Source organism: Maricaulis sp. D1M11 (assembly GCF_047308265.1).
GTDB lineage: Bacteria > Pseudomonadota > Alphaproteobacteria > Caulobacterales > Maricaulaceae > Maricaulis.
On record NZ_JBKQWY010000005.1, the window covers coordinates 357,612 to 379,830 of the forward strand.

The window sequence follows — 22,219 nt, forward strand, 5'->3', positions numbered from 1 at the left end:
GTCCCAGTGCCCTTGCTCATCAGCCCTCGGCCTGTCTAGCCCTCCTCCCACGCTGAACAGGGGGCATCCGGCTCAAGATGACAGCCCGCCTCGATATAGGGTTTCAGTCGGGTTCCGATGAAATGCTGCCAGACCTGCCGCACGGTGCGGGCAAGGTCTTCATCGATCTCACCATGCATGGACAACTCGACCGTGAAGCGTGTCGATGTGTCGGTGAGTTCGGTCAGGGTCCAGCTGGAGACCAGATCGACCGAACGCCCGGACAGGCCAAGCGGTCCATGCAGCCGCAAGGATTGAGGCGCATCGACATAGATCACCGTGGCATGCAGGGCACCGTCAGAGGAGCCCGCCTCCAGACGTTCATAGAAGCGGCCCCCAAATTCAGCCTCGATATGCAGCTCGGCCGGCTCAAGGGCAAAGGAATGATCCCACCAGGGGGAGACATCACCCGTAGCCGCGTCCCAGACCTCCTCGCGCGGAGCGTTGATGTCGATAAACACCATCGAGCGAAAGCCCTGCACCTCATACTGGGTCAGTTCGGGCGGCGGCAGAACGGCCGTCGCAGCGGCGAAGATGAACGGTGTCAGCATGGGGGTCCCCTCGTCCTGCCAGTCTTCACGCCCGTGCGGCACACGGATCACGCGAACTATATCACCGTCGATGCGATAGAGAATGATGTGGGCGCGAAATTTGTGATGCGCACTCGGCCATCCACAAACGTCAGGCCGACAATGATCCGGGCCGTGACTGATGCGGTGTTCTGCCTGAATGGTGGACGAGGCCCTTCCCGGACTTGGACGCGGACATAGAAAAAGCCGGACCTGACAGGCCCGGCTTTTTCTGGTGTGTCATTGTGCCGGACCCGGTCCGCGCTTTTAGCAATCGCGCTCGCGGATCAGTTATCCAGGAAAGAGCGCAGCTTGCGCGAACGGCTCGGGTGTTTGAGCTTGCGCAGGGCCTTGGCCTCAATCTGACGGATACGTTCCCGCGTCACCGAGAATTGCTGGCCCACTTCTTCCAGAGTGTGGTCCGTATTCATACCGATGCCGAACCGCATGCGCAGCACACGTTCTTCGCGCGGCGTCAGGGACGCCAGAACCCGCGTCGTGGTTTCACGCAGATTGGACTGGATGGCCGCATCGATCGGCAGGATCGCATTCTTGTCCTCGATGAAATCGCCCAGATGTGAGTCTTCCTCATCACCGATCGGCGTTTCCAGAGAGATCGGCTCCTTGGCGATCTTCATCACCTTGCGCACTTTTTCCAGCGGCATGGCGAGTTTCTCGGCCAGTTCTTCCGGCGTCGGTTCGCGACCGATTTCGTGCAGCATCTGGCGCGATGTTCGGACGATCTTGTTGATCGTTTCGATCATGTGCACCGGAATACGGATCGTCCGGGCCTGATCCGCGATGGAACGCGTGATGGCCTGACGGATCCACCAGGTGGCATAAGTCGAGAATTTGTAACCGCGACGATATTCGAACTTATCGACGGCCTTCATGAGGCCGATATTGCCTTCCTGGATGAGATCCAGGAATTGCAGACCGCGATTGGTGTATTTCTTGGCGATGGAAATCACGAGGCGCAGATTGGCCTCCACCATTTCCTTCTTGGCGACACGCGCCTCGCGCTCACCCTTTTGCACCGAGCGCACGATACGGCGCAGATCTTCAATAGGAACACCGGCGCGCTGGGTCAGCTCGGCGATCTCATCACGAATGGCCAGCGCATCCGTGGCTTCACGCTCAATGAAACGATCCCAAGCCTTGGACGTCCCGCCCATGGAGTGCGGCCAGTCCGGTGCCAGCTCATTGCCAAAATAGCTGTCGAGGAATTGCGCACGCGGCACACCATGCGCATCCGCCATGCGCAGGAGCTTGCCTTCCAGAGACATGCGCTCCTTGTTGATGGTGTAGAGCTGCTCAACGAGCGCCTCGATCCGTGCATTGTTGAGATGCATGGTCGACAGGCTGGTCACAATCGAATTGTGGAAGCCTTCATACTTCTCGCGGCTCTGTTTCGTGAGGTCCTTGCCCTCGATACGGGCGGCCACGAGCTTGTCCTGCAGCTTGCGGAATTCAGCAAAATCGCGGGCGATGCTGTCGAGCGTCTCCATGACGCCCTCGCGCAGCTCGGCTTCCATCGCGGACAGGGAGAGAGACGCACCTTCGTCGTCATCATCCTCATTGTCCTCGCCGTCTTCGTTCTCGCTGTCGCTCTCACCGTCTTCACTGTCGGAATCCGATTCGTCGTCAGACTTTTTCTCATCAGACGGAGCCGCACCGGGCGCAGCGCCGGGGATCACACCCTCTTCGCCCTCTTCACCCTCAGTGTCTTCGCCTTCCTCACCGGCCTGCTGACCGCCATAGGTGGCATCCAAATCGATGATGTCGCGCAGGAGGACCTGGCCTTCTTGCAGCTCCTCACGCCAGACCATGATGGCTTCGAAGGTCAGCGGGCTTTCGCACAGCCCACGGATCATGGCATTTCGACCGGCCTCGATCCGCTTGGCGATGGCGATCTCGCCTTCACGAGACAGGAGTTCGACCGATCCCATCTCACGCAGATACATGCGCACCGGATCATCGGTCCGGTCGGCAGATGCATTGGTGTTCTGGCCGGTAACAGCGGTCTTGGCGGTGGTCGCAGCGACCTCGCGGCTTTCGCTCTCTTCAGGAGCCGCCGCGTTGGAGTTGTCGTCGTCCTCGGCCTCGGACTCATTGTCGACGACATTGATGCCCATTTCGGACAACTGGGCCAACACGTCCTCGATCTGCTCGGAGGAAAACTCCTCGCTCGGCAGTACGGCGTTCAGCTCATCATGGGTCACATAACCGCGCTTCTTGGCGGTTTTGATCATGTTTTTGACCGACTGATCCGTAAGATCGAGCAGGGGTCCGTCCTGATGTTCCGAAGCGTCGTTGGCTTCTGCCGGTTTGCTCATTTATTCGCCCTTGTTCACACTGTTGCGCCGCAGCGTGATTGTCAGTTTGTGGATTCATCCGGTCGGCTTATCTCGCGTTTATTGGCCTCAACCAGCAAACGCACGCTTTCCGAATCATCCTTCCCGATTTCCTCGAGCAGCCGGGCGCGGACTTCATCGCGCCGCTGACGGCTCTCACTCTTTTGAATATAGGCGTCTGCCAAGCGGGTCCAAGCCTCGGACCTGACCTCCAGCAAAGCGTCTGCCCCACCCATGGCTGCCAGCATGGGCTGTTTATCCTTATCCAATTGTTTTAGTGCCGCAGTGAAACCTCGTGCTTCAAGTACTGCACGAACCTCCGCCACGGACACATCCTGCCCAGAAGAGCAGGCGTCTAGAACGGCGTCACGCAGGCTGTCAAGCGTTCCGAAGGAAAGTTCTGACAGCTTCTCCATCTGATCATACGCCAGATCGGGCCATTCCACAGCGGCGCGTAGCAGTAGACGCCCATTGGGATGAAGGCGATCGCCGGTCTGGGACCGTGTCTTGAGCAATTCCGGTGTCGCACCGGCCGGCAAACCCCGCGGCTGCCATTTGCCTCCAGCGCGCTGAAACCCGCCCCCACCGGACCGGCTTGCCGGGCCTGCCCCGGTCTTGCGGGGTGGCGCCGTGCCAAAGAGCACATCCATGCGCTGATCAAACTCGCGTTTATACTCCGCCTTGATATCCCCGTCCTCGATCTTGGCCAGGAGGGTGCGGACGCGACGACGAAAACCGGCCCGGCGGTCGGGATCATCAAGCGGTTCAAACGCCACCTCACGCTCCCACAGCATGTCGGCGAGCGAACGTGTCTGGGAGAGCATGCTGCGCAGCGCCTCTGCCCCCTGATCGCGCAGGACATCATCGGGGTCCGCGCCATCGGGCAGGAACACAAATCGGATAGACCGCCCCGCCTTGAGCAGTGGCAGCGCCCGGTCTGCAGCCGAAAACGCGGCCCGACGCCCCGCACTATCGCCGTCAAAGCACAACACCGCCTCGCCCCCGGCCCGCCACAATAATTGCAGCTGCCCCTCCGTGAGCGCTGTTCCCAGCGGCGCAACGGCATGCCCCAATCCCGCCCGCGCGAGCGCGATGACATCCATATAGCCTTCCGCGACGATCAGGCCGCGAATACTCTCGGTCGGATTGGACGCCGCCCGCCGCGCTTCCGGATAGCGATACAGGCAATCGCCCTTGTGGAAGATCGGTGTCTCTGGCGAGTTGAGATATTTCGCCCGGACATCCTTGGACATCGCCCGCCCACCGAATGCCACCAGGCGGCCTCGCGGATCGTGAATGGGAAACATCACACGTCCGCGGAAGCGATCATAAGGTCGGCCGCCATCATCCGGTGCGATCAGCAGGCCGCACTCCACCAAATCCTTGATCGGCGCCCCCGCTGTCGTCAGCTCGTCTTTCAGGGCACCACGACTGTCCGGCGCAAAGCCGATACCAAAACGTTTCCAGTCCGCAGGCGACAGCCCACGCCGTTGAAGATAGGCCCGTGCCTCCTCGCCGCGGGGCGACATGAGGCTGCGCTGAAAGAAAACCTGCGCGGCGTCCATCCATTCCACCAGGGATCTGCGACGCTCGGCCTTCTCCGCAGCTTTGGGGTCCGCCGCGGGCAGCACAATACCGGCTTCACCCGCCAAGCGCTCGGCCGCCTCCATGAAGGACAAACCCTCGATTTCCTGCAGCCAGGAGAAGACATCACCATGCTTGCCCGAGGCAAAACAGTGGTAGAATTTCTTTTCGTCATTCACGAAAAAGGACGGCGTCTTTTCCTTTTTGAAGGGTGACAGCCCCGCGAACTCCCGACCCTGACGCTTGAGCGCGACCGTTCGCCCGATCAGATCGGACGGCCGGACACGGGCCTTGATCTCGTCAATGAAGTCTTCACCTAAACGCATGCGTCTCTTGGGATCATCGGACAAACCCCGAGTGTGCGCGCAAAAGCGCCCCGCGTCACTAGGGGGATGTCAATCAGCTCACCGCGCAGACACCGACAGGAGACACGGCCCTGCCCGTCCGCACGGTCAAAACGGATCAGGTCAGGCCGTCGCCGTCAGCAGAACTTTGAGATTGGCGCCCGCCTTGCCGAAGTCCATGCGACCGGTATAGCGGGTTTTGAGCTCACCCATCACCTTGCCCATGTCCTTGAGGCCCGACGCCCCTAGCTCGACCACCACGGACTTGGCCGCCTCGGCAATCTCGCCATCATCCATCGGTGTGGGCAGGTATTCACGGACGATCTCCGCTTCCTGACGCTCACTTTCGGCGAGATCAAACCGGCCGGCCTTTTCATAGGTCTCGGCACTTTCCTCGCGCTGTTTCACCAGTTTCTGCAGGATCGCCAGGATCTCTGTTTCCTCGCAGCCGGTGCAGCGGTCTTCCGCGCGCGCCGCGATATCGCGATCCTTGATCGCCGCGTTAATCAGACGCAGCGTGCTCAAGCGGGCGGTATCCTTGGCCTTCATGGCCGTCTTCATTTCGCTGCAGATACGCTCTCGAAGCGACATGTTCAAATCAACCATTTCTGGCGCCCGAGGCGCCCTTCCTAAATACAACCCAAATGGGATGGAGGAAATTTCGCTGACAGTTCAGACCTTGGCGATTTTTGTGGCCGGTTCAAGATGTCCGGCCTCAAATGTGATCGCGTCCAACCGTGTGGTTCAGTTCAAAATCCGTTCGTGGTTCCACGTTATCTCGTGCCGGCTCAGCAAAACATCTCGTGCGGGCACAGCAAAACTCGCCTGCACCGATCTGCCTCAGCCCGCTCTGCGGGACCCTGGCACCAAGATATGACCATATCTTCAAATTCAGGGCCGCGGAAATATGCCTTTGTGGAAAAAGAATCAAGTCCCGTGATCAATACGTAATGATTTGATTGACCCGGCGTCGGGAGTCCATTAGAGACGCGGCCGTTTACCCGCAGCCCAGCGGAATCATCCGAGGAGATATTCATGAGCACGACCGGAACTGAAACCCCGACAGGCATTCTCGTTCTGGCCGACGGCAGCGTGTTTTATGGCCGCGGCACCGGTGCCCAGGGCATGACCACCGCCGAACTGTGCTTCAACACCGCGATGACGGGGCACCAGGAGATGCTCGCCGACCCGTCCTACGCCGGACAGGTCATCTGCTTCACCTTCCCGCATATCGGCAATGTCGGTGCCAATGAAGAGGATGAAGAAGCCGCGTCCGACCCCGCCCGCAAAGCCGCCGTGGGCATGGTGTCGCGCGCCGACATCACGCCACCCGCGAGCTGGCGCGCCACCTCGACCTTTGATGAATGGCTGCGCACACGGGGCATTATCGGCCTGACCGGTGTCGATACCCGCGCCCTGACCCGCCATATCCGCGAACACGGCATGCCGATGTGCGCGATCGCCCATGATCCTAATGGCCAGTTTGATCTGGACGCTCTCAAAGCTGCAGCGGCCGGCGCGACACCGATGGAAGGCCGCGAACTGGCCGCTGACGTGACACGCGCCAGCGAGGACAGCTGGACCCAGGCCGGCTGGTCTATCTCGGAGGGGTATGCCACGGGACCGGAAGAGGGGCCGCACGTCGTAGTGCTCGATTATGGCGTCAAGGCCAATATCCTGCGCCTTCTGGCCGATGCCGGGGCCCGCGTGAGCGTTGTGCCCGGCTCAACCTCGGCCGACAGCGTGCTGGCGCACAAGCCGGACGGGATTTTGGTCTCCAACGGGCCGGGCGATCCGTCTGCAACCGGTGAATATGCTCTCGCAACACTGAAAACGCTGATCGATAGCGATCTGCCGATACTGGGGATCTGTCTGGGTCACCAGATGCTGGCCCTGGCAATCGGTGCCAAGACGATCAAGATGGCCCAGGGTCATCATGGAGCGAACCATCCGGTGAAGAATCACGAGAGCGGCCAGGTCGAGATTGTCTCGATGAATCACGGTTTTGCTGTTGATGGATCCAGTCTTCCCGCCAATGCCGAGGAAACCTTTGTCTCCCTGTTTGACGGCACCAATTGTGGCTTCAAACTGACCGACAAGCCCGTCCAGGCCGTGCAGCACCACCCCGAGGCCAGCCCCGGCCCACAGGACAGTTTTGGTGTGTTCAAACGGTTCGTTGCATCGCTGAAAACACCCGCCGAGGCCTGAGACACAGATATCCCGCCGCCAGGCCGACCAGGCGGCGCGGAGCGGTGAGCGAAGCGAACTCCCGTAAGATCGAAGCCATGGCGCGCCGGGGAGGGTTTAGTTCAAACCCCACAGCCTTGAGCGCGTTCCATGTGAGCATCGACCCCGACACCGAAAGCGGCGACAAACTCGGGTCGAGCGGAGCGGGAACAATGAAAGACATGGCGGACCGGGCAGGTTTTCAACGCTGCGGCCCGGGCCAGGACTCCACATTGTCGGATGAACCGCTAAGACTGATCGCATGATGGATCGTCGCCAGTTTCTCTCCACCGCGTCTTTGACAGCCGGGCTTGCCAGCCTGGGGGCCTGTTCCCGCACACCGCCGCCAGAGGGATTGCTGCGTGTGGCCATGGACAATATGCCCGACCATCTCGATCCGGCACGGGGTCAGTTCGCGGCCTCGGCCCTCGTCTACAAGCAGATCCACGCCCCCCTGACCGATTATTCCGCCGATGGTGGTGTGGGCCCCGGCCTCGCTCAACGCTGGTTCGTCAGCGAAGACGGGCTGACCTGGCGTTTTGAATTGCGTGATGATCTGCGCTGGTCGGATGGAGTCGCCATCACGGCCGAAGATATCGTCTGGTCGGCCCGGCGCCTGGTTGATCCAACACAGAGTTTCGCGGCCCTGGGTGATTTTTTCACCGTGCAGCATGCCGCGGCGGTCCTGGCGGGCGAAAGATCCTCCGAGGATCTGGGTGTTCGCGCCATCGACAGCCGAACAGTGGATTTCCAGCTGTCCGCCCCGCTGGGTCTGTTCCCGGTCCTGATGCGCGAATTCTATCCCTTCCCCCGCCATATCATCGAACAGGTCGGCGAAGACTGGGCGCGGCCGGAATACATTGTGACGTCTGGTCCCTATCGACTGGCGCAACAATCGCAATACGGCCTGCGCCTGATCAGGAACAGCGCCTATCACGCCGCCGACCAGGTCTCCATTCCTGCCATCCAGGCCGACGCGGTCATTGATGCCAATGCCCGTGTCCGCCTCTTCCGGGCCGGTGAATACGATCTGGTCGCCGCCCCGCCGTCCAATCTCATTCCGCAACTCCAGAACCAGCTGGGCGACGGGTTTGCCAGTTTCGATGCGCCGATCCTGCGATATCTGAAACTCAATCACGCACGCGAGGATGTGGCACAGCTGGCCTTGCGCAGAGCCTTGTCTCTCTCGATTGATCGCGCTTTTCTGGCCGAGACCGTTTTTTCAGGCACTGCCGCGCCAACACAGGGTGTGCTGGCGGGAGATCGCGCCGCCGCGCCCGATCTCGACCAGGCCCGCGACCTTCTGGAAACCGTCACATTCGATCGTCCGCTGGAAATCCGCGCCACGACCGGCGACAGTGAACGCCTGGCCGTCGCACTCGCCGCGGACTGGGAGCGGATTGGCGTGGCCACGGATATTCTCGTCTCCTACCCCACCGATCTCTACCAGGCAGTCGATGCCGGCGCGTTCGATATCGCGGTGTCCAGCTTCAATCGCGGACTCAAGTCTGACCCGTTTTTCATGCTGGATCCGTTTGAACCGGGTGGATTCGCGGCCAATTTCGGCTGGAATGATCCGATGTTTGCCGAGCTGATGCGAACGGCCCGCCGTCAGTCAGACCCGGCCAGCCGAGCGGAAATCTATGGGCTGGCGGACTCCCGCTTGCTGGAAGAACAGGCGATCATCCCCCTTGTCCATGAACGGGCCCACTGGTTGATCGCGAACCGCCTTGCGGGCACACGGCCGGACGTCCAGCCCCAACTCTGGCGGGATCTGAGCTTGAACGAGATGGGCTGACCGGATCACCGTTCATCGGAGATTGGCCCGGCTTCCTCCCTCACCCGTCAACAAACCACCCGAAAAAAGACAGGCGCGAAAAAAGACAGGCCGGATACAGACAGGCCGGATACAGACAGGCCCGGGCAAAACCCGGGCCGTCCAGTCCGTGCTTCTTCCAAAGCCTAGTCAGGCTGACGCAGGGTCCGCTCCATGAGCTCCAGTGACCGCTCCAGCAAGATCTGGCGCGATTGCGAAAGCACAAAGAAGTGCGTCTCGCCGTCCAGCTCGATGAACTCATAATCCGGTGCATCGCGCCCCATCGCCCGGGTCAAGACCTCGGACTCCTCGATCGGGACCACTGAATCCTCCGTGCCATGCAGAACGAGGGTCGGCATGGTCAGTTCAGACGCGCGACGGACCGGAGAGACTGCGCTGGCCGCCTCCGTATCCCAGAGGATATTGCCCATATACTGTTCCCAGAAGTGATAGGCTGTAAACTCACCCACATTGCGTTCCTCACGCAGCATAGTGGACGGGTTCGTTACTGGAGCGAAGGCAATGACACAGGCCACATCCTGAGGCGCTGTTATGCCCGCCATCAGCGCGGCATATCCGCCATACGACCCGCCTGCGACGCAAAATTGGCCGGAACGAGCAATCCCGGCGGCTTGGAGCGCTCGCCCGCCGTCCAGGATATCTTCGATCATCCGTCCGCCGAACTCACCGAAGCCGGCCTCACGGAAACCCCGGCCATACCCGTCAGACCCACGGAAATTCGGTTGAATGACCACATAACCCTGAGCGGCATACGCCTGGGCCCACCAGTCGAACCCCAGGCTGTCGCGAGCCGCCGGACCGCCATGCGGGAGAACGACCATGGGCAGAGCCTCCTGGCCCTGCTGCCAGCCTGCGGGTGTGGTGACAATGGCCTCGATGTTCAGGCCATCTGCCGCCTGATAGACAAAACTGCGCCGCTCCGGAAGCGCGACCTCTGCCAAACCCGGATAGGTGTCCCCCACAGGCGAGAGAGCTCCGGCTGAGCGCTGATAGAGGAAGTACGACTTGGGACGCGCCGACTCATCTGTGCTGATCAGAACCAGATCACGGTCTGCGGAATAGGTTTCGAGGCGCACAGGCACACCCAAAACGCCTTGCAAAGCGCTGACATCATTCCGAAAGCCCTCATCGATAAAGGACTGGCGGGAGACGCCGTTCATTTCGCCCTCGAAACCGACCAGGTAGTTTTCGCGGTCAAAAATCGGCGCTGTCAGCAAGTTGATTTCCGGCGTGGCAAACGCCGTCACATCGCCTGTCTGGAGATCCAGGCGACGATATCCTCTGTTTTCGCCCACCTGGAAGAACACCAGCAGACCCGATTCATCGGTCATTCCCATGACCGACGGCGCATCACTTTCGTGAACACCGGCATACAGAAGCTCGCCTCGTTCCCGGTCCCGCCGGATTTCAAACTCGCGATTGACCGGATCAAAGAGAATGACAGCACGGGTCTCACCATAGGCATCAATCACACGACTATAGAGATCATTGGTATCGAGATGGCGCACATCGCCGGAGTCGAGATTGACGCGAAACAATTGGCTTTCAAATGTTTCACGGCTCGCCATGCGAGACCCCAGAGACACTTCCGGGCGACGCAGGAACCGCATCTCGACGAGCACGTTTTCGGGATCATCCAGATCGAGCGAAGCAATATTCGAGGTATCCGTGCTCCAGCGTTGCCCCCGCATCAAAAGGGTATTCTCTCCAGTCTCCGGCCGTATCGCCATAGCTCGCGTCACCGTCATCGAACGCATGCCCTCAGACGTGTTGATTTGTTGCTGGAAGGCCAGACTGACAAGGAAGTGGTCATTCGATGCAAAATACGCATCCACGACCCAGCTTTCGGCTGGAACCGGGATCACATAACTCAGCTCACCCGTCGTCAGGTCATTAATGCAAATGGATGCATTGCCTTGCGACACACACCGTGTCGAAAGCCAGCGACCATCTGCCGACAGGCTGGGCTGGGAGATCTCCGGCAAGGCGGCCCAAATCTCGATACTCTGAGCCTTTGCCCCGCTAGCCAGGACAAGCCCCAAGCTCACAACCAGACCACTCAACAATGCACGCATAACACCCCCACTCGGCAAGACTATTTCGCCGCTCGTTTTACGCGAACGTGTTCTTGATAGCAATTTCAGGAAGAAACAAACTGCCTGGCACCGGGTCTGCTCTTTCGGCAAGGCCCGCGAGAACATGCGTCGGAAATATGTTCGCCTTGGTGGGAGGTTATAAGCAATAACACCCGCGCGCGCAGATAGGCTCTCGCCTTCCATCCGAATCCGCGCTAGGTACCCCGCTCAGCACCAAAACCAAGCGCAAACTGACCCAACCGGGCTCCCCGGGCAGGGTGCAGGCGCGCGCACGCACGCGAGCAGGACAGCCATGCCCAGACGTACAGACCTGAACTCCATTCTGATCATTGGCGCCGGACCGATCGTGATCGGTCAGGCCTGTGAGTTTGACTATTCGGGTGTCCAGGCGGTCAAGGCACTGAAGGAAGAAGGGTATCGGGTTATTCTGGTCAACTCCAACCCGGCCACGATCATGACCGACCCCGAGCTGGCGGACGCAACCTATATCGAGCCCATCACACCGGAAATGGTGGCCAAGGTGATCGAAAAGGAACGCCCTGACGCCCTGCTGCCGACCATGGGCGGACAGACCGCGCTCAATTGTGCGCTCGAACTCGACAAGCGCGGCGTGCTGGATCTGTTTGGTGTGGAAATGATCGGCGCAAAGGCCGATGTCATCGACAAAGCCGAAAACCGCGAACGCTTCCGCGACGCCATGGACAAGATCGGCCTGGAAAGCCCGCGTTCGCGGGTGGTGCACTCGCTGAGCGAGGCCGAAGCCGTGCTGGGTGAAATCGGTCTGCCGTCGATCATTCGCCCGTCCTTCACGCTCGGCGGCACGGGCGGCGGCATCGCCTATAATCTCGAGGAATATCGCGAGATCTGCCATTCCGGCCTGGAAGCCTCGCCGGTCACCGAAATCCTGGTTGAGGAGTCCATTGTCGGCTGGAAAGAATTCGAGATGGAAGTGGTGCGTGATCGCAATGATAACTGCATCATCATCTGCGCCATCGAGAATGTGGATCCGATGGGCGTGCACACTGGCGACAGCATCACTGTCGCTCCGGCGCTGACCCTCACCGACAAGGAATACCAAATCATGCGGACGGCATCGATTGCGGTGCTGCGCGAGATCGGTGTCGAAACCGGGGGCTCCAATGTCCAGTTCGCCGTGAACCCGGCCGATGGCCGCCTCGTCGTGATCGAGATGAACCCGCGTGTCTCCCGCTCCTCGGCCCTGGCCTCCAAGGCCACCGGTTTCCCGATCGCCAAGGTCGCCGCGAAACTGGCCATCGGATACACGCTGGACGAGATTGCCAATGACATTACGAACGGCGCAACCCCGGCGAGCTTTGAACCGACCATCGACTATGTCGTGACAAAGATCCCGCGTTTCGCTTTCGAGAAATATCCCGGCGCCGAACCGACCCTCTCAACCTCGATGAAGTCTGTGGGTGAGGTCATGGCCATCGGCCGGACGTTTACCGAGAGCATGCAAAAAGCCCTGCGCGGTCTGGAAACCGATTTGGCCGGCTTTGATGAGGTCGAGATTGCCGGTATCGACGAGACCACGACCGTTGAAGCCCGCAAGGAGGCGGTGAAGGCCGCGCTGACCATGCCGACCCCGGATCGTCTGAGGGTCATCGCCCAGGCCCTGCGCGAAGGCCTTTCGGTCGAGGAAGTGGCGGCCACCTCCCTTTATGAACCCTGGTTCCTGCGTCAGATCCAGTCGATCATCCATGCCGAGGAAGACGTCTCCACCCTAGGTCTGCCGGACACGGCGCAGGGCTGGCTGGCCCTGAAGTCCATGGGCTTTTCCGATGCCCGCCTGGCCCAGGTCAGCGGCAAGACCGAAACCGAGATCCGCAAACAGCGCCAAGCCCTGGACGTGCGCCCAGTCTTCAAGCGGGTCGATACCTGCGCGGCCGAATTTTTCGCGGCCACGCCTTACATGTACTCGACCTATGAAACGCCGAGTTTTGGCGGCCAGCCCGATTGCGAGAGCGATCCCTCTGATCGCAAGAAAATCATCATTCTGGGGGGCGGCCCCAACCGGATCGGTCAGGGTATTGAGTTCGACTATTGCTGCTGCCACGCCGCCTTTGCCTTCGCCGAGATGGGCATTGAATCCATCATGGTGAACTGCAATCCGGAAACAGTCTCCACTGATTATGATACGGCCGATCGTCTGTATTTCGAGCCGCTCACCCTGGAAGACACCCTGGAACTGATCGCCAAGGAACAGTCCAACGGCACGTTGATGGGCGTTGTCGTCCAGTATGGCGGCCAGACCCCGCTGAAACTGGCCAATGCCCTGGAAGAGGAAGGCGTTCCGATCCTGGGCACCGCACCGGATGCGATTGACCTGGCCGAGGACCGCAAGCGCTTCAAAGACCTGCTCGACAAGCTGGGTCTGAAACAACCGCCCAACGCCATTGTGCATTCTGAAGACGAAGCCCGCGCCGAAGCCGAAAAACTGGGCTTCCCGCTGGTTCTGCGCCCGTCCTACGTGCTCGGAGGCCGGGCCATGGAAATCGTCCGGGAGATGGACAGTTTCGAACGCTATATGCGTGAAGCGGTCAATGTATCGGGCAATAGCCCGCTCTTGCTCGATCGTTATCTGACCGATGCGGACGAGGTGGATGTGGACGTCATCTGTGACGGCAAGGACGTCTGGGTGGCCGGTGTCATGCAACACATCGAGGAAGCCGGCGTACACTCCGGCGACAGCGCCTGCTGCCTGCCACCCTATTCCCTGTCCGAAGACATGGTTGCCGAGCTCAAGCGCCAGGCCATCGAGATGGCGCTCGCGATTGGCGTGAAAGGCCTGATGAATGTGCAGTTTGCGGTGAAGGACGGCACGATCTTCGTACTCGAGGTCAATCCGCGGGCCTCGCGGACAGTTCCCTTTGTGGCCAAGGCCATCGGGCAACCGGTCGCCAAACTGGCAGCCAAGGTCATGGCGGACGCCCCGCTGGCCGAGTTTGGCCTGGAAGACCCAGCACCCAAACATGTCTCCGTGAAAGAGGCAGTCATGCCGTTCGCCCGCTTCCCGGGCGTGGATCCGGTCCTCGGCCCGGAAATGCGTTCCACGGGTGAAGTCATGGGGATGGACACCCATTTCGAAGCGGCCTTTGCCAAGGCCGAGCTGGGCGCCGGCACCATCCTGCCGCGCACGGGCGGTGTTTTCATCTCCCTGCGTGAAGGCGACAAACAGGCGATGATCGAACCCGCCCGCGTACTGGTCATGTTGGGCTTCACCCTCCTGGCCACGGCAGGCACGGCCAAGACCTTCACCGATGCCGGTGTTCCCGTGACAATCGTCAACAAGGTGTTTGAAGGCCGACCCCACATTGTCGACCTGATGAAAAACGGCGATGTCCAGCTGATCTTCAACACCACGGAGGGACGCCAGTCCCATCTGGACAGTTACTCGATCCGCCGCACAGCGCTGGAAATGAAGATCCCGTGCTACACGACCGCCTCTGCGGCCCGTGCAGCCATACTGTCCATTCGACGCATTGGTGAAGGCGCGCTTGAACCGCAGGCTCTGCAGACCTACTCTTGATGCCCTCAAGGGTGAGCGCTAGCCTGTTGGCCTTCCCGTAGAAAGCGAACGAATGAACAAGATTCCTATGACTGTCGCGGGTCACAAGGCCCTCGATGAAGAAATGAAGCGTTTGAAAACTGTCGAACGGCCGGCCGTGATCGCCGCCATCGCGGAAGCTCGCGAGCATGGCGATTTGTCAGAAAACGCAGAATACCATGCCGCCAAGGAGCGTCAGGGTTATATCGAAGGTCGCCTGGCCGAGCTGGAAGACAAGCTCGCGCGTGCGCAGATTATCGATGTCGCGACGCTGTCGGGTGAGACCGTGAAGTTTGGCGCCACCGTCACCGTGCTCGATGAAGACACGGAAGAAGAGGCGACCTATCAGATCGTGGGCGATGATGAGTCGGATGTGAAATCCGGCAAGATCTCGCTCTCCTCACCGATCGCGCGTTCCTTGATGAACAAGGAAATTGGCGATGTGATCGAGGTGAACGCACCGGGCGGTCTGAAATCCTACGAGATCACCAACGTCGCCTGGGTGTAATCGACCTTTGCGGGTCAAGCAGATATGGGAACGGCCGGAGCTGGGGGCTCCGGCCGTTTTTCATTCCGGCTCGTTGGGGGGCAGGCAAACCGTTCAACACACTCCCGGAATGAAACCTGTGTCCGCTAGCAGCGGGAATAGGTGAGATACTCAGACGGATCGAGACGCTGGCCGCGATAGCGCACTTCCACATGAACATGCGGTCCGGTGGAGGCACCGGTATTGCCGACATGACCAATCTTGCCACCGGCCTCGACGGTATCGCCGGCCTCGACCTTGAAATCCTTCATGTGGGCATAGACCGTCTCCCAGCCTTCACCGTGATCAATGACCACGGTATTGCCCCAGCGATCATTGCCGTTGAGACCCATTTCCGCATGGGTCACCAGACCTCCGCCAGCCGCAAAAATCAGCGTGCCTTCCGGGGCGGCAATATCACAGCCCGAATGGAAGACCGGGGCATCAGCCGGACGCGAGGGGCGCGGTCCGTAAGAACTGGTGATTCGACCGTCTGTGATGGCAGCCGACAAATCCGGAGCACGTTCAGGCACTACCGGCGGCTCTGAACGCGCCACAGGTGCAGGTTCGGGCGCAGGCTGCGGTGCATTCACGGGGGCAGGCTGCGGTGCAGGCGCGGGTGCAGGCTCAGGCCTTGAAACGGGCTGGGGTTGCGGAGCGGGTTCACGGGACACGTCCGGAGCCGGTTGTGCCACGGGGGCCGGGCTTTGCGGACGTGCTGGCTCTATCTGTGGCTGATCATCCGACAGCGCGCGAGGCTCGACCAGGATATTGTCACCGCTGACCAGCAAGGCGCCCTCCGACCGGTTCTCGACTCGCGCATTACGCCTGGCGCGAGCGTCGCGTTCCGCACGGGCTTCGGCCTCGGAGACATCTCCACGACCAGCGCGGGGCTCACGCGGGACCTCGTCCTCCAGCAAGACCAGTGGCGTCCAGACATTGGCCCGTTCTGTCCAGGCCGCCTGAGCCAGGGAGACAGGCACCAGAAGGGCTGCACCACCGGCCAGAAGAGCCGGTATCGCCCAACGACGCGCGGTGGATTGGTTGAGGATGGCCCGAATACGACGCTCGCGCTCGGCCCGGCGATCAGGGCCAAAGGCCGAGACCGGGCGCGCTCCGGCCTGCATCATCAGGATCAGGGTCGAGGCATAGGACTTGCGTTCACGCGGACCGAGGATATCCAGCGCTTCGGCATCACAAGCGCGTTCGCGGGCTTCATCCAGTGCGCTTTCGATCCAGTGCAGCGGCAGGTGGAACCAGAGCACAAGCTTGAGAGCTGACCCGATCAAACGATCACGTTCATCGCCACGGCGCAGATGCACCAGTTCGTGGGTCAGGGTCAGGCGAAGGGCATGCAGATTGCCCAGCAGGGATTGCGGGACCAGGACCACAGGCCGCCATCCGGAAATACAGGGCGAAGTCAGGGCCGGACTGATACGCAATTCCGGTGACCAGATCCCGACATGTTCGGCAATCTGGTCAAGACGCTGGCGTTCAAACGGCTGGGCCAGACGGCTTGTTGACACCATGCGTTCGCGCCAGGCATGGCGGCGCAAGGCCAGGAGGCCCGCCCCTGCAAGACCAAGCAGGAAGAGACCGACGGCCGGATAACGCCAATCCACACGGGACCAGCGCCATCCGGCTTCAAACGTCACCCCGCGATCAATGTATTCTGCCGGTTCCTGACGATCATACTCGCCATGCGCCATCGGCGCGACGGACGGCTCGATCCGTTCAGGTGTGAACGCAATGACCGGAGCCAGAAGGAAAGGCAGGATCACGACCAGGCGGGCCATACGCCAGGCCAGAACGTCATGACGCCCCAGCTTGGACTGAGCCGCCCGGACGAGACCATAAGCCACCAGGCCGGAGAGGAGGGACAAGCTGGTGGCAAGCAGAAGGGCGTTGAGAATGATCATGCCTCACCCTCCTCTTCCAGCAGGCGGCGCAAAGCGCTGGCTTCCTCATCGGAGAAGAGTTTGGAATTGGCAAAAGCGGTTACGGGCAAGGGACCGTCGATCTCGAGAACCCGCTGGGTGAAGTCGCGGATCATCCGCCCCATCAACGACACTTTGTCGGCCTTGGCTGCGAACACAGCGAGGCCATGGGTATCAGATTTCTCAACCAGACCTTTCTCAACCATACGAACCAGCAGGGTGCGCGTGGTGGAATAGGACCACCCGGTCTCGGTTTCTACCCGGGCATGAACTTCGCGGGCACTGAGCGTGCCATCGGCCCACAAATGCTTCAATACGGCCAGCTCGGCCTGGGAAGGCGCTTGATCGGACATGAGTGTTGTCGCTTTCGTGCTACGTCTGTCGCAGAGCGTTACATCCGTCACACGGACGGGTCAAGCGTCGCGAACTTACAATTTCGTCAGGTCGCGCATGCGCCATGTCTTGACCCGCACCGGACAAGGTTTTCTAACCAAGGCATGGAACGCAACTCTGCCCTTCCCGCCAAAGCCCTGGCCTGGATCGTCTCGGATGGTCGGCGCGGCATCGAGAATCAGCCCCTCGGTCTGGGTGAAGCGCTCGCCCGTCAGTTCGCGACGCACGGCTGCACACTCGACCTCGACACTGTGCATGTGCACAAGGACGGTCGGGTCAGCCTGCCTTCAACTCCGCCCGACCTCTGGCTCGGCTGTGGTCGGGCAGCGCTCAAACAAGCCCGACGACACCGCCGCATCTTTCCGTCGACCTATTTTATCTATGTTCAGGATCCACGACACAGCCATGACTTGTTCGACCTGATCATCGCGCCCTCGCATGACCGGCTGCGCCATGACCGGGCGATCTCGATGCTGGGCTCGCCCAACCGGGTAACACCGGATCGCCTGCGTGCGGTGGAACCCGACTTCGTCGAGGCCATTGCCGCTCTGCCGGACAAAAAGGCCGCTGTGCTGATCGGGGGGCCCTCCAAACGCTTCCGCATGCCGTCTCAAACCGAGACTTATCTTGTCCAGCGCCTCAAAGGCCTGCTGGATCAGGGGCTGGGCTTGATGGTCACCGTGTCCCGGCGCACACCGCAAACCATTCGCCAGCAGCTGGCCCAGGCCCTGAAAGATCGCGCGGATGTCGTCTTCCACGACGGGACAGGTACAAACCCATATTTCTCCTTCCTGAGCGCCGCGGACTGGATCTTCGTCACCGAAGAGAGCACGAACATGCTGGTCGAGGCGGCGGCAACCGGCGCTCCGGTCTATGCCCTCTCCCTGCCCGGCGAGGCCGGGAAGTTTTCCCGACTGCATGCGGCATTGTCGGCACACGGGGCGATGAAGCGCTATCTCGGAACGCTGGAACACTGGAGCTACACGCCCCTTAACGAGACACCACGCATCGCGGCGCAGGTGCTCGATCGCTGGACGCGTTTCCGACAAACTCTGACAGATGATGAAATGGATATCTCGACATGACCGATCCGATTGTGACCCGCCACGCCAATATCGCGCTGGCCCGACAGCCCATCCCGGCTGATCTCACCGCATGGGCCGAAGCCGGAGTGGTGCATGTCGTCAACAATCGAACCCATCCGGAACTCGACCAGCTAGGTTTCGACATGGCCGCCAGCGTCGCAGAGGCCGGCATGGGGTATGATCATCTGCCGCTGGGCGGACCGGCGGGCGCCAATCCCGAACACACGGTGCGCCTGGGAGAGGTGATCGCAGCCGCGGGCGACCGGCCGGTGGTGATCCATTGCCTGTCGGGCACGCGATCGGCCCATCTTTATGCCGCACACCTGATCCACACTCGGCCAGATGCTGAGAACCCGCTTGAGGGGCTGGAATGGCCGGGCGGACTGGACATGAACCTGGTCAACGCCCTGCTCCCGAAAGCGTGACCGCTGACATGTGTGTCATGCCTGCGGTATTTTGATCGCGCGCTCCTATATACTCATCACTGACGAATCGAAGGTGCGACCCCGCACCGCTTCATCCTGGGAATTTGCCATGTCTGAGACGCGCCATTCGCGCTTGATCATCATTGGTTCGGGCGCGGCCGGATACACCGCCGCCATCTATGCAGCCCGCGCCATGCTGAAACCGACCCTGATCGCCGGCCTGCAGCCGGGCGGTCAGCTGACCATCACCACCGATGTCGAGAACTATCCGGGCTTCGCTGATGTCGTCCAAGGCCCCTGGCTGATGGAGCAAATGCGCGAACAGGCAGAGAAAGTCGGCACCGAGATGATTTCCGACATCATCACCGAGGCCGATCTGTCGCAACGCCCCTTCGTGCTCAAGGGTGATACTGGCACCACATACACAGCCGACGCGGTGATTATCGCTACCGGTGCCCAGGCCAAATGGCTCGGCCTGCCGACGGAACAGAAATTCCAGGGCTTTGGCGTGTCCGCCTGTGCCACCTGTGACGGATTTTTCTATCGGGGCAAGGAAGTCGTCGTTGTGGGCGGCGGTAATACCGCAGTTGAAGAAGCGCTCTTCCTGACCAATTTCGCGTCCAAAGTGACACTGGTGCACCGCCGCGACAGCCTGCGGGCCGAGAAAGTCATGCAGGAGCGCCTGCTCAAGCACGAAAAAGTCGACGTGGTTTGGGACAGCGTGGTCGAGGAAGTGCTGGGCGATGAAGATCCGCTCGGGGTGACCGCCGTGCGTGTGAAGAACATCAAGACCGACGAGATCACCGACATTCCGGCCCACGGATTTTTCGTCGCCATTGGTCATGCTCCTGCGACGGAACTCTTCACGGAGCAGCTCGAAACCAAGGACGGCGGATATCTCGTCACCGAGCCGGGCACACCCAAAACCTCTATCCCGGGTGTCTTTGCGGCCGGCGATGTGACGGATGATATCTATCGCCAGGCTGTGACCGCAGCCGGCATGGGCTGTATGGCTGCGCTGGACGCCGAACGTTATCTGGCTTCGATCGAATAGATCGCGACAGAAAACACACGCCCGCCTCTCATGATCAGGCCCGAATCCCGCGCGGTTCGGGCCTTTTTCTTGCGTTCGCAGGAGCCCGTTCACCCGAGGCGTTTCAACCCTCGCTTTCCCTCCTGACGAATACGCCTGAACCGTCTAGTGTGGCCGGGTCTGCATGTGTCGAGGTTATCATGTTCCATCTGCGCTTTATCGGGCTTGCCGTCAGCCTGCTTGCCCTGTCCCTCATCGTTCTATCGGTCTTGAGTCAGGCTCAGGCCCAGACGCAGACAGGGGCACAGGACGAGGCGAGCGGTTTTCAGGCCGAGGCCGATGCGATTGCCGCGCGCTGGACCGAGACACTCAATAGTCGCTATCGCGAACTCGCCGCCCTTGACGAACAGGCTTTCATCACCGGCTGGGCAGAGGAGATCGACGGGTGGAAAACACAATTGCGCGCACTGGAACTCGAACATGATCGTTCGGCCGAGGCTTACATCACGCGTATCCATTATGAATGGGCCATCGGTCGTCTGTTCTACGGCCCGATGCATGGACGCCTGACGCAGGATCGAGCCTTTCGTCCCAGTTCCACCTATGATGCCTATCTCGACGAGGTGGATCTGGGGCGGGCAGACCTGCTCGAACTGGACGAGTATCGCAGCTTCATCGAACGACTGCGCGATTACTGGGCCGATACACGCTTTGACGAAGATGTGCCCGGCACCGTGCAATTCCTGACGGCCAAGCTGGAGTCGGGCCACCGGTTCAGCCATCCCGATATCCAGTGTTACCTCAACACCCAGTCTCTCAGACTCTGGGTGGAGGAAAATGCCGCCGATGGCCTGCAAACCGAAGCCGAAGACCATCGCGCCGCCTGCCCGGGCGAGGCATCTGACGACATCCTGGCGATGGTCGCCGCCGAACGCGCCGAGCGGGACGGTCATATCATCGAGACCTTCAAGACCGTCGACGGATATGATCTGGAGATTCATATCTACCTGCCCGACGACTGGAACGCGGGGGATGACCTTCGTCCCGCCATGGTCTGGGTCCACGGCGGTGGCTGGTTTTTCGGGTCCTGGAGCTGGTGCGGGCCCTGTCGTTTCTTCAAGGATCGCGGCCATGTGGTGGCGCAGATTGAATATCGCACACGGGGACGTTTTGGTGTGCGGGCCGGAGACAGTCTCGCCGATGTGACAGATGCGATCGCCTGGCTCCGCGAGAATGCCCAGACCTATGGCATCGACGCGTCCCGGATCGGCGTGTCGGGTTTTTCCGCTGGCGCGCATCTCTCCGTCGCAGCGGCCACTCTGGAAGCGCCCACCTCGCCCTCGCGACCGGATTTGGCCCTCTCCTTTTCCGGCTGCATGGACATGACCGATGACGGCTACATGATCTCGATCGCCGGAGGTTGGCCTACCGCCCGCTCGCTGTCCCCCTTGCACATGATGGAGGGTCCGCTACCCCCGCTGTTTATCGCCCATGCCCATGAGGATACGGACTGTTCCTTTGAGACGGCCACGGCCTTTGCCCAAGCCGCCCGCGCCCAGGGCACGTCTGTCGACATGATCGATTTCCCCGAGGCCGGTCATTTCTTCCTGCGTGATCCGGATCGCGCAAACCTCACCCGTACCCGGGTCAACGACTTCCTGGACCAGCACGGCTATTGATCACGCGGACCGTTCTTCCCAACTGAGCGGGTACGGTCGCGCGCGCTGGACGCCAGGCTGTCCTGCGAGGCATCATCGGATCATGAGCGACACCCCGCCCTCTTCCGGACTTCCCAAACCCACCCCGCGTTGGGTGCGCCCCTTTTGGTTCATCTTCGGCGTCATCTGTGTCGGTTTGGCTTTTTTGGGGGCCGCGCTGCCTCTTTTACCCACAACACCCTTTCTCCTGCTCGCGGCCTATGGCTTCGCCCGGTCGTCCAAACGCCTGCATGACTGGCTGATGGCGCACAGGCAATTCGGTCCGCTAATCCGCGACTGGCGCGACCATGGTGCCATCCGGCCTCGCACCAAATGGATCTCCGTCGCCGTCATGGCACTGATGCCACCAATTGCCTTTCTGGCCGGTGCGCCCCTTTGGACGCTGAGCGTTCAAATACCTGTGCTCCTTGCCAGTGGCGCCTTCATCCTGAGCCGTCCCGATCCACCGCCCTCCGCGTAATGAATCAATAGGGCATTCCCGCAAG

General features: G+C 60.8%; 16 protein-coding genes and 1 pseudogene. 9 read left to right on the forward strand and 8 right to left on the reverse strand.

Annotated elements, in window-relative coordinates:
• Positions 1-35 precede the first annotated feature (35 nt).
• The 5 genes and pseudogenes from RMQ97_RS10835 to RMQ97_RS10855 form a co-directional block, all read right to left on the reverse strand.
• A complete protein-coding gene (locus RMQ97_RS10835; RefSeq protein ID WP_413660894.1) occupies positions 36-590 on the reverse strand; it encodes an SRPBCC family protein in 555 nt (184 codons plus the stop codon).
• 30 nt (positions 591-620) lie between these two features.
• Positions 621-770: pseudogene (locus RMQ97_RS10840) on the reverse strand (hypothetical protein); the annotation flags it as partial.
• Between the two features lie 125 nt (positions 771-895).
• The gene (rpoD, locus tag RMQ97_RS10845; RefSeq protein ID WP_413660895.1) at positions 896-2,944 is read right to left on the reverse strand and encodes an RNA polymerase sigma factor RpoD; all 2,049 of its coding nucleotides are present in this window, start codon (positions 2,942-2,944) and stop codon (positions 896-898) included.
• A 41-nt stretch (positions 2,945-2,985) separates the two neighbouring features.
• Entirely contained in the window at positions 2,986-4,872 is a 1,887-nt protein-coding gene (gene dnaG, locus RMQ97_RS10850; protein ID WP_413660896.1) for a DNA primase, read from the reverse strand.
• A gap of 141 nt (positions 4,873-5,013) precedes the next feature.
• Entirely contained in the window at positions 5,014-5,481 is a 468-nt protein-coding gene (locus tag RMQ97_RS10855) for a GatB/YqeY domain-containing protein (protein WP_413660924.1), read from the reverse strand.
• A gap of 444 nt (positions 5,482-5,925) precedes the next feature.
• Here RMQ97_RS10855 and carA point away from each other — a divergent pair, with 444 nt between their 5' ends.
• Both carA and RMQ97_RS10865 read left to right on the forward strand, forming a co-directional pair.
• Complete coding sequence (gene carA / locus RMQ97_RS10860; RefSeq protein ID WP_413660897.1) at positions 5,926-7,098, forward strand: glutamine-hydrolyzing carbamoyl-phosphate synthase small subunit; 1,173 nt, start codon at positions 5,926-5,928, stop codon at positions 7,096-7,098.
• A gap of 280 nt (positions 7,099-7,378) precedes the next feature.
• The gene (locus RMQ97_RS10865) at positions 7,379-8,914 is read left to right on the forward strand and encodes a peptide ABC transporter substrate-binding protein (protein ID WP_413660898.1); all 1,536 of its coding nucleotides are present in this window, start codon (positions 7,379-7,381) and stop codon (positions 8,912-8,914) included.
• Positions 8,915-9,078: 164 nt separating this feature from the next.
• Here the strand turns inward: RMQ97_RS10865 and RMQ97_RS10870 are convergent, their stop codons facing one another.
• A complete protein-coding gene (locus tag RMQ97_RS10870; protein WP_413660899.1) occupies positions 9,079-11,028 on the reverse strand; it encodes an alpha/beta hydrolase family protein in 1,950 nt (649 codons plus the stop codon).
• 313 nt (positions 11,029-11,341) lie between these two features.
• Between RMQ97_RS10870 and carB the strand changes: the two genes are divergently transcribed.
• Both carB and greA read left to right on the forward strand, forming a co-directional pair.
• The gene (gene carB, locus RMQ97_RS10875; RefSeq protein WP_413660900.1) at positions 11,342-14,599 is read left to right on the forward strand and encodes a carbamoyl-phosphate synthase large subunit; all 3,258 of its coding nucleotides are present in this window, start codon (positions 11,342-11,344) and stop codon (positions 14,597-14,599) included.
• Positions 14,600-14,651: 52 nt separating this feature from the next.
• The gene (gene greA / locus RMQ97_RS10880; RefSeq protein ID WP_413660901.1) at positions 14,652-15,125 is read left to right on the forward strand and encodes a transcription elongation factor GreA; all 474 of its coding nucleotides are present in this window, start codon (positions 14,652-14,654) and stop codon (positions 15,123-15,125) included.
• A gap of 125 nt (positions 15,126-15,250) precedes the next feature.
• On the opposite strand, the gene RMQ97_RS10885 is transcribed toward greA, so the two are convergent.
• Complete coding sequence (locus RMQ97_RS10885) at positions 15,251-17,062, reverse strand: peptidoglycan DD-metalloendopeptidase family protein (protein WP_413660902.1); 1,812 nt, start codon at positions 17,060-17,062, stop codon at positions 15,251-15,253.
• Entirely contained in the window at positions 17,059-17,433 is a 375-nt protein-coding gene (locus RMQ97_RS10890) for a BlaI/MecI/CopY family transcriptional regulator (RefSeq protein WP_413660903.1), read from the reverse strand. The genes RMQ97_RS10885 and RMQ97_RS10890 overlap by 4 nt, the downstream gene beginning before the upstream one ends.
• Positions 17,434-17,577: 144 nt before the next feature.
• On the opposite strand from RMQ97_RS10890, the gene RMQ97_RS10895 reads away from it, so the two are divergent.
• The 5 genes from RMQ97_RS10895 (at position 17,578) to RMQ97_RS10915 (ending at position 22,194) form a co-directional block, all read left to right on the forward strand.
• Entirely contained in the window at positions 17,578-18,558 is a 981-nt protein-coding gene (locus RMQ97_RS10895; protein WP_413660904.1) for a mitochondrial fission ELM1 family protein, read from the forward strand.
• Positions 18,555-18,983 (forward strand): beta-lactamase hydrolase domain-containing protein, encoded by a 429-nt coding sequence (locus tag RMQ97_RS10900; RefSeq protein WP_413660905.1) that lies wholly within the window; start codon positions 18,555-18,557, stop codon positions 18,981-18,983. Before RMQ97_RS10895 ends, RMQ97_RS10900 begins: the two co-directional genes overlap by 4 nt.
• 109 nt (positions 18,984-19,092) lie before the next feature.
• A complete protein-coding gene (gene trxB / locus RMQ97_RS10905) occupies positions 19,093-20,037 on the forward strand; it encodes a thioredoxin-disulfide reductase (RefSeq protein WP_413660906.1) in 945 nt (314 codons plus the stop codon).
• A gap of 179 nt (positions 20,038-20,216) precedes the next feature.
• Positions 20,217-21,695, forward strand: coding sequence for an alpha/beta hydrolase (locus tag RMQ97_RS10910; RefSeq protein WP_413660907.1), 1,479 nt, complete (start codon positions 20,217-20,219; stop codon positions 21,693-21,695).
• Between the two features lie 82 nt (positions 21,696-21,777).
• Entirely contained in the window at positions 21,778-22,194 is a 417-nt protein-coding gene (locus RMQ97_RS10915) for a YbaN family protein (RefSeq protein ID WP_413660908.1), read from the forward strand.
• The last annotated feature ends 25 nt before the right edge of the window (positions 22,195-22,219 follow it).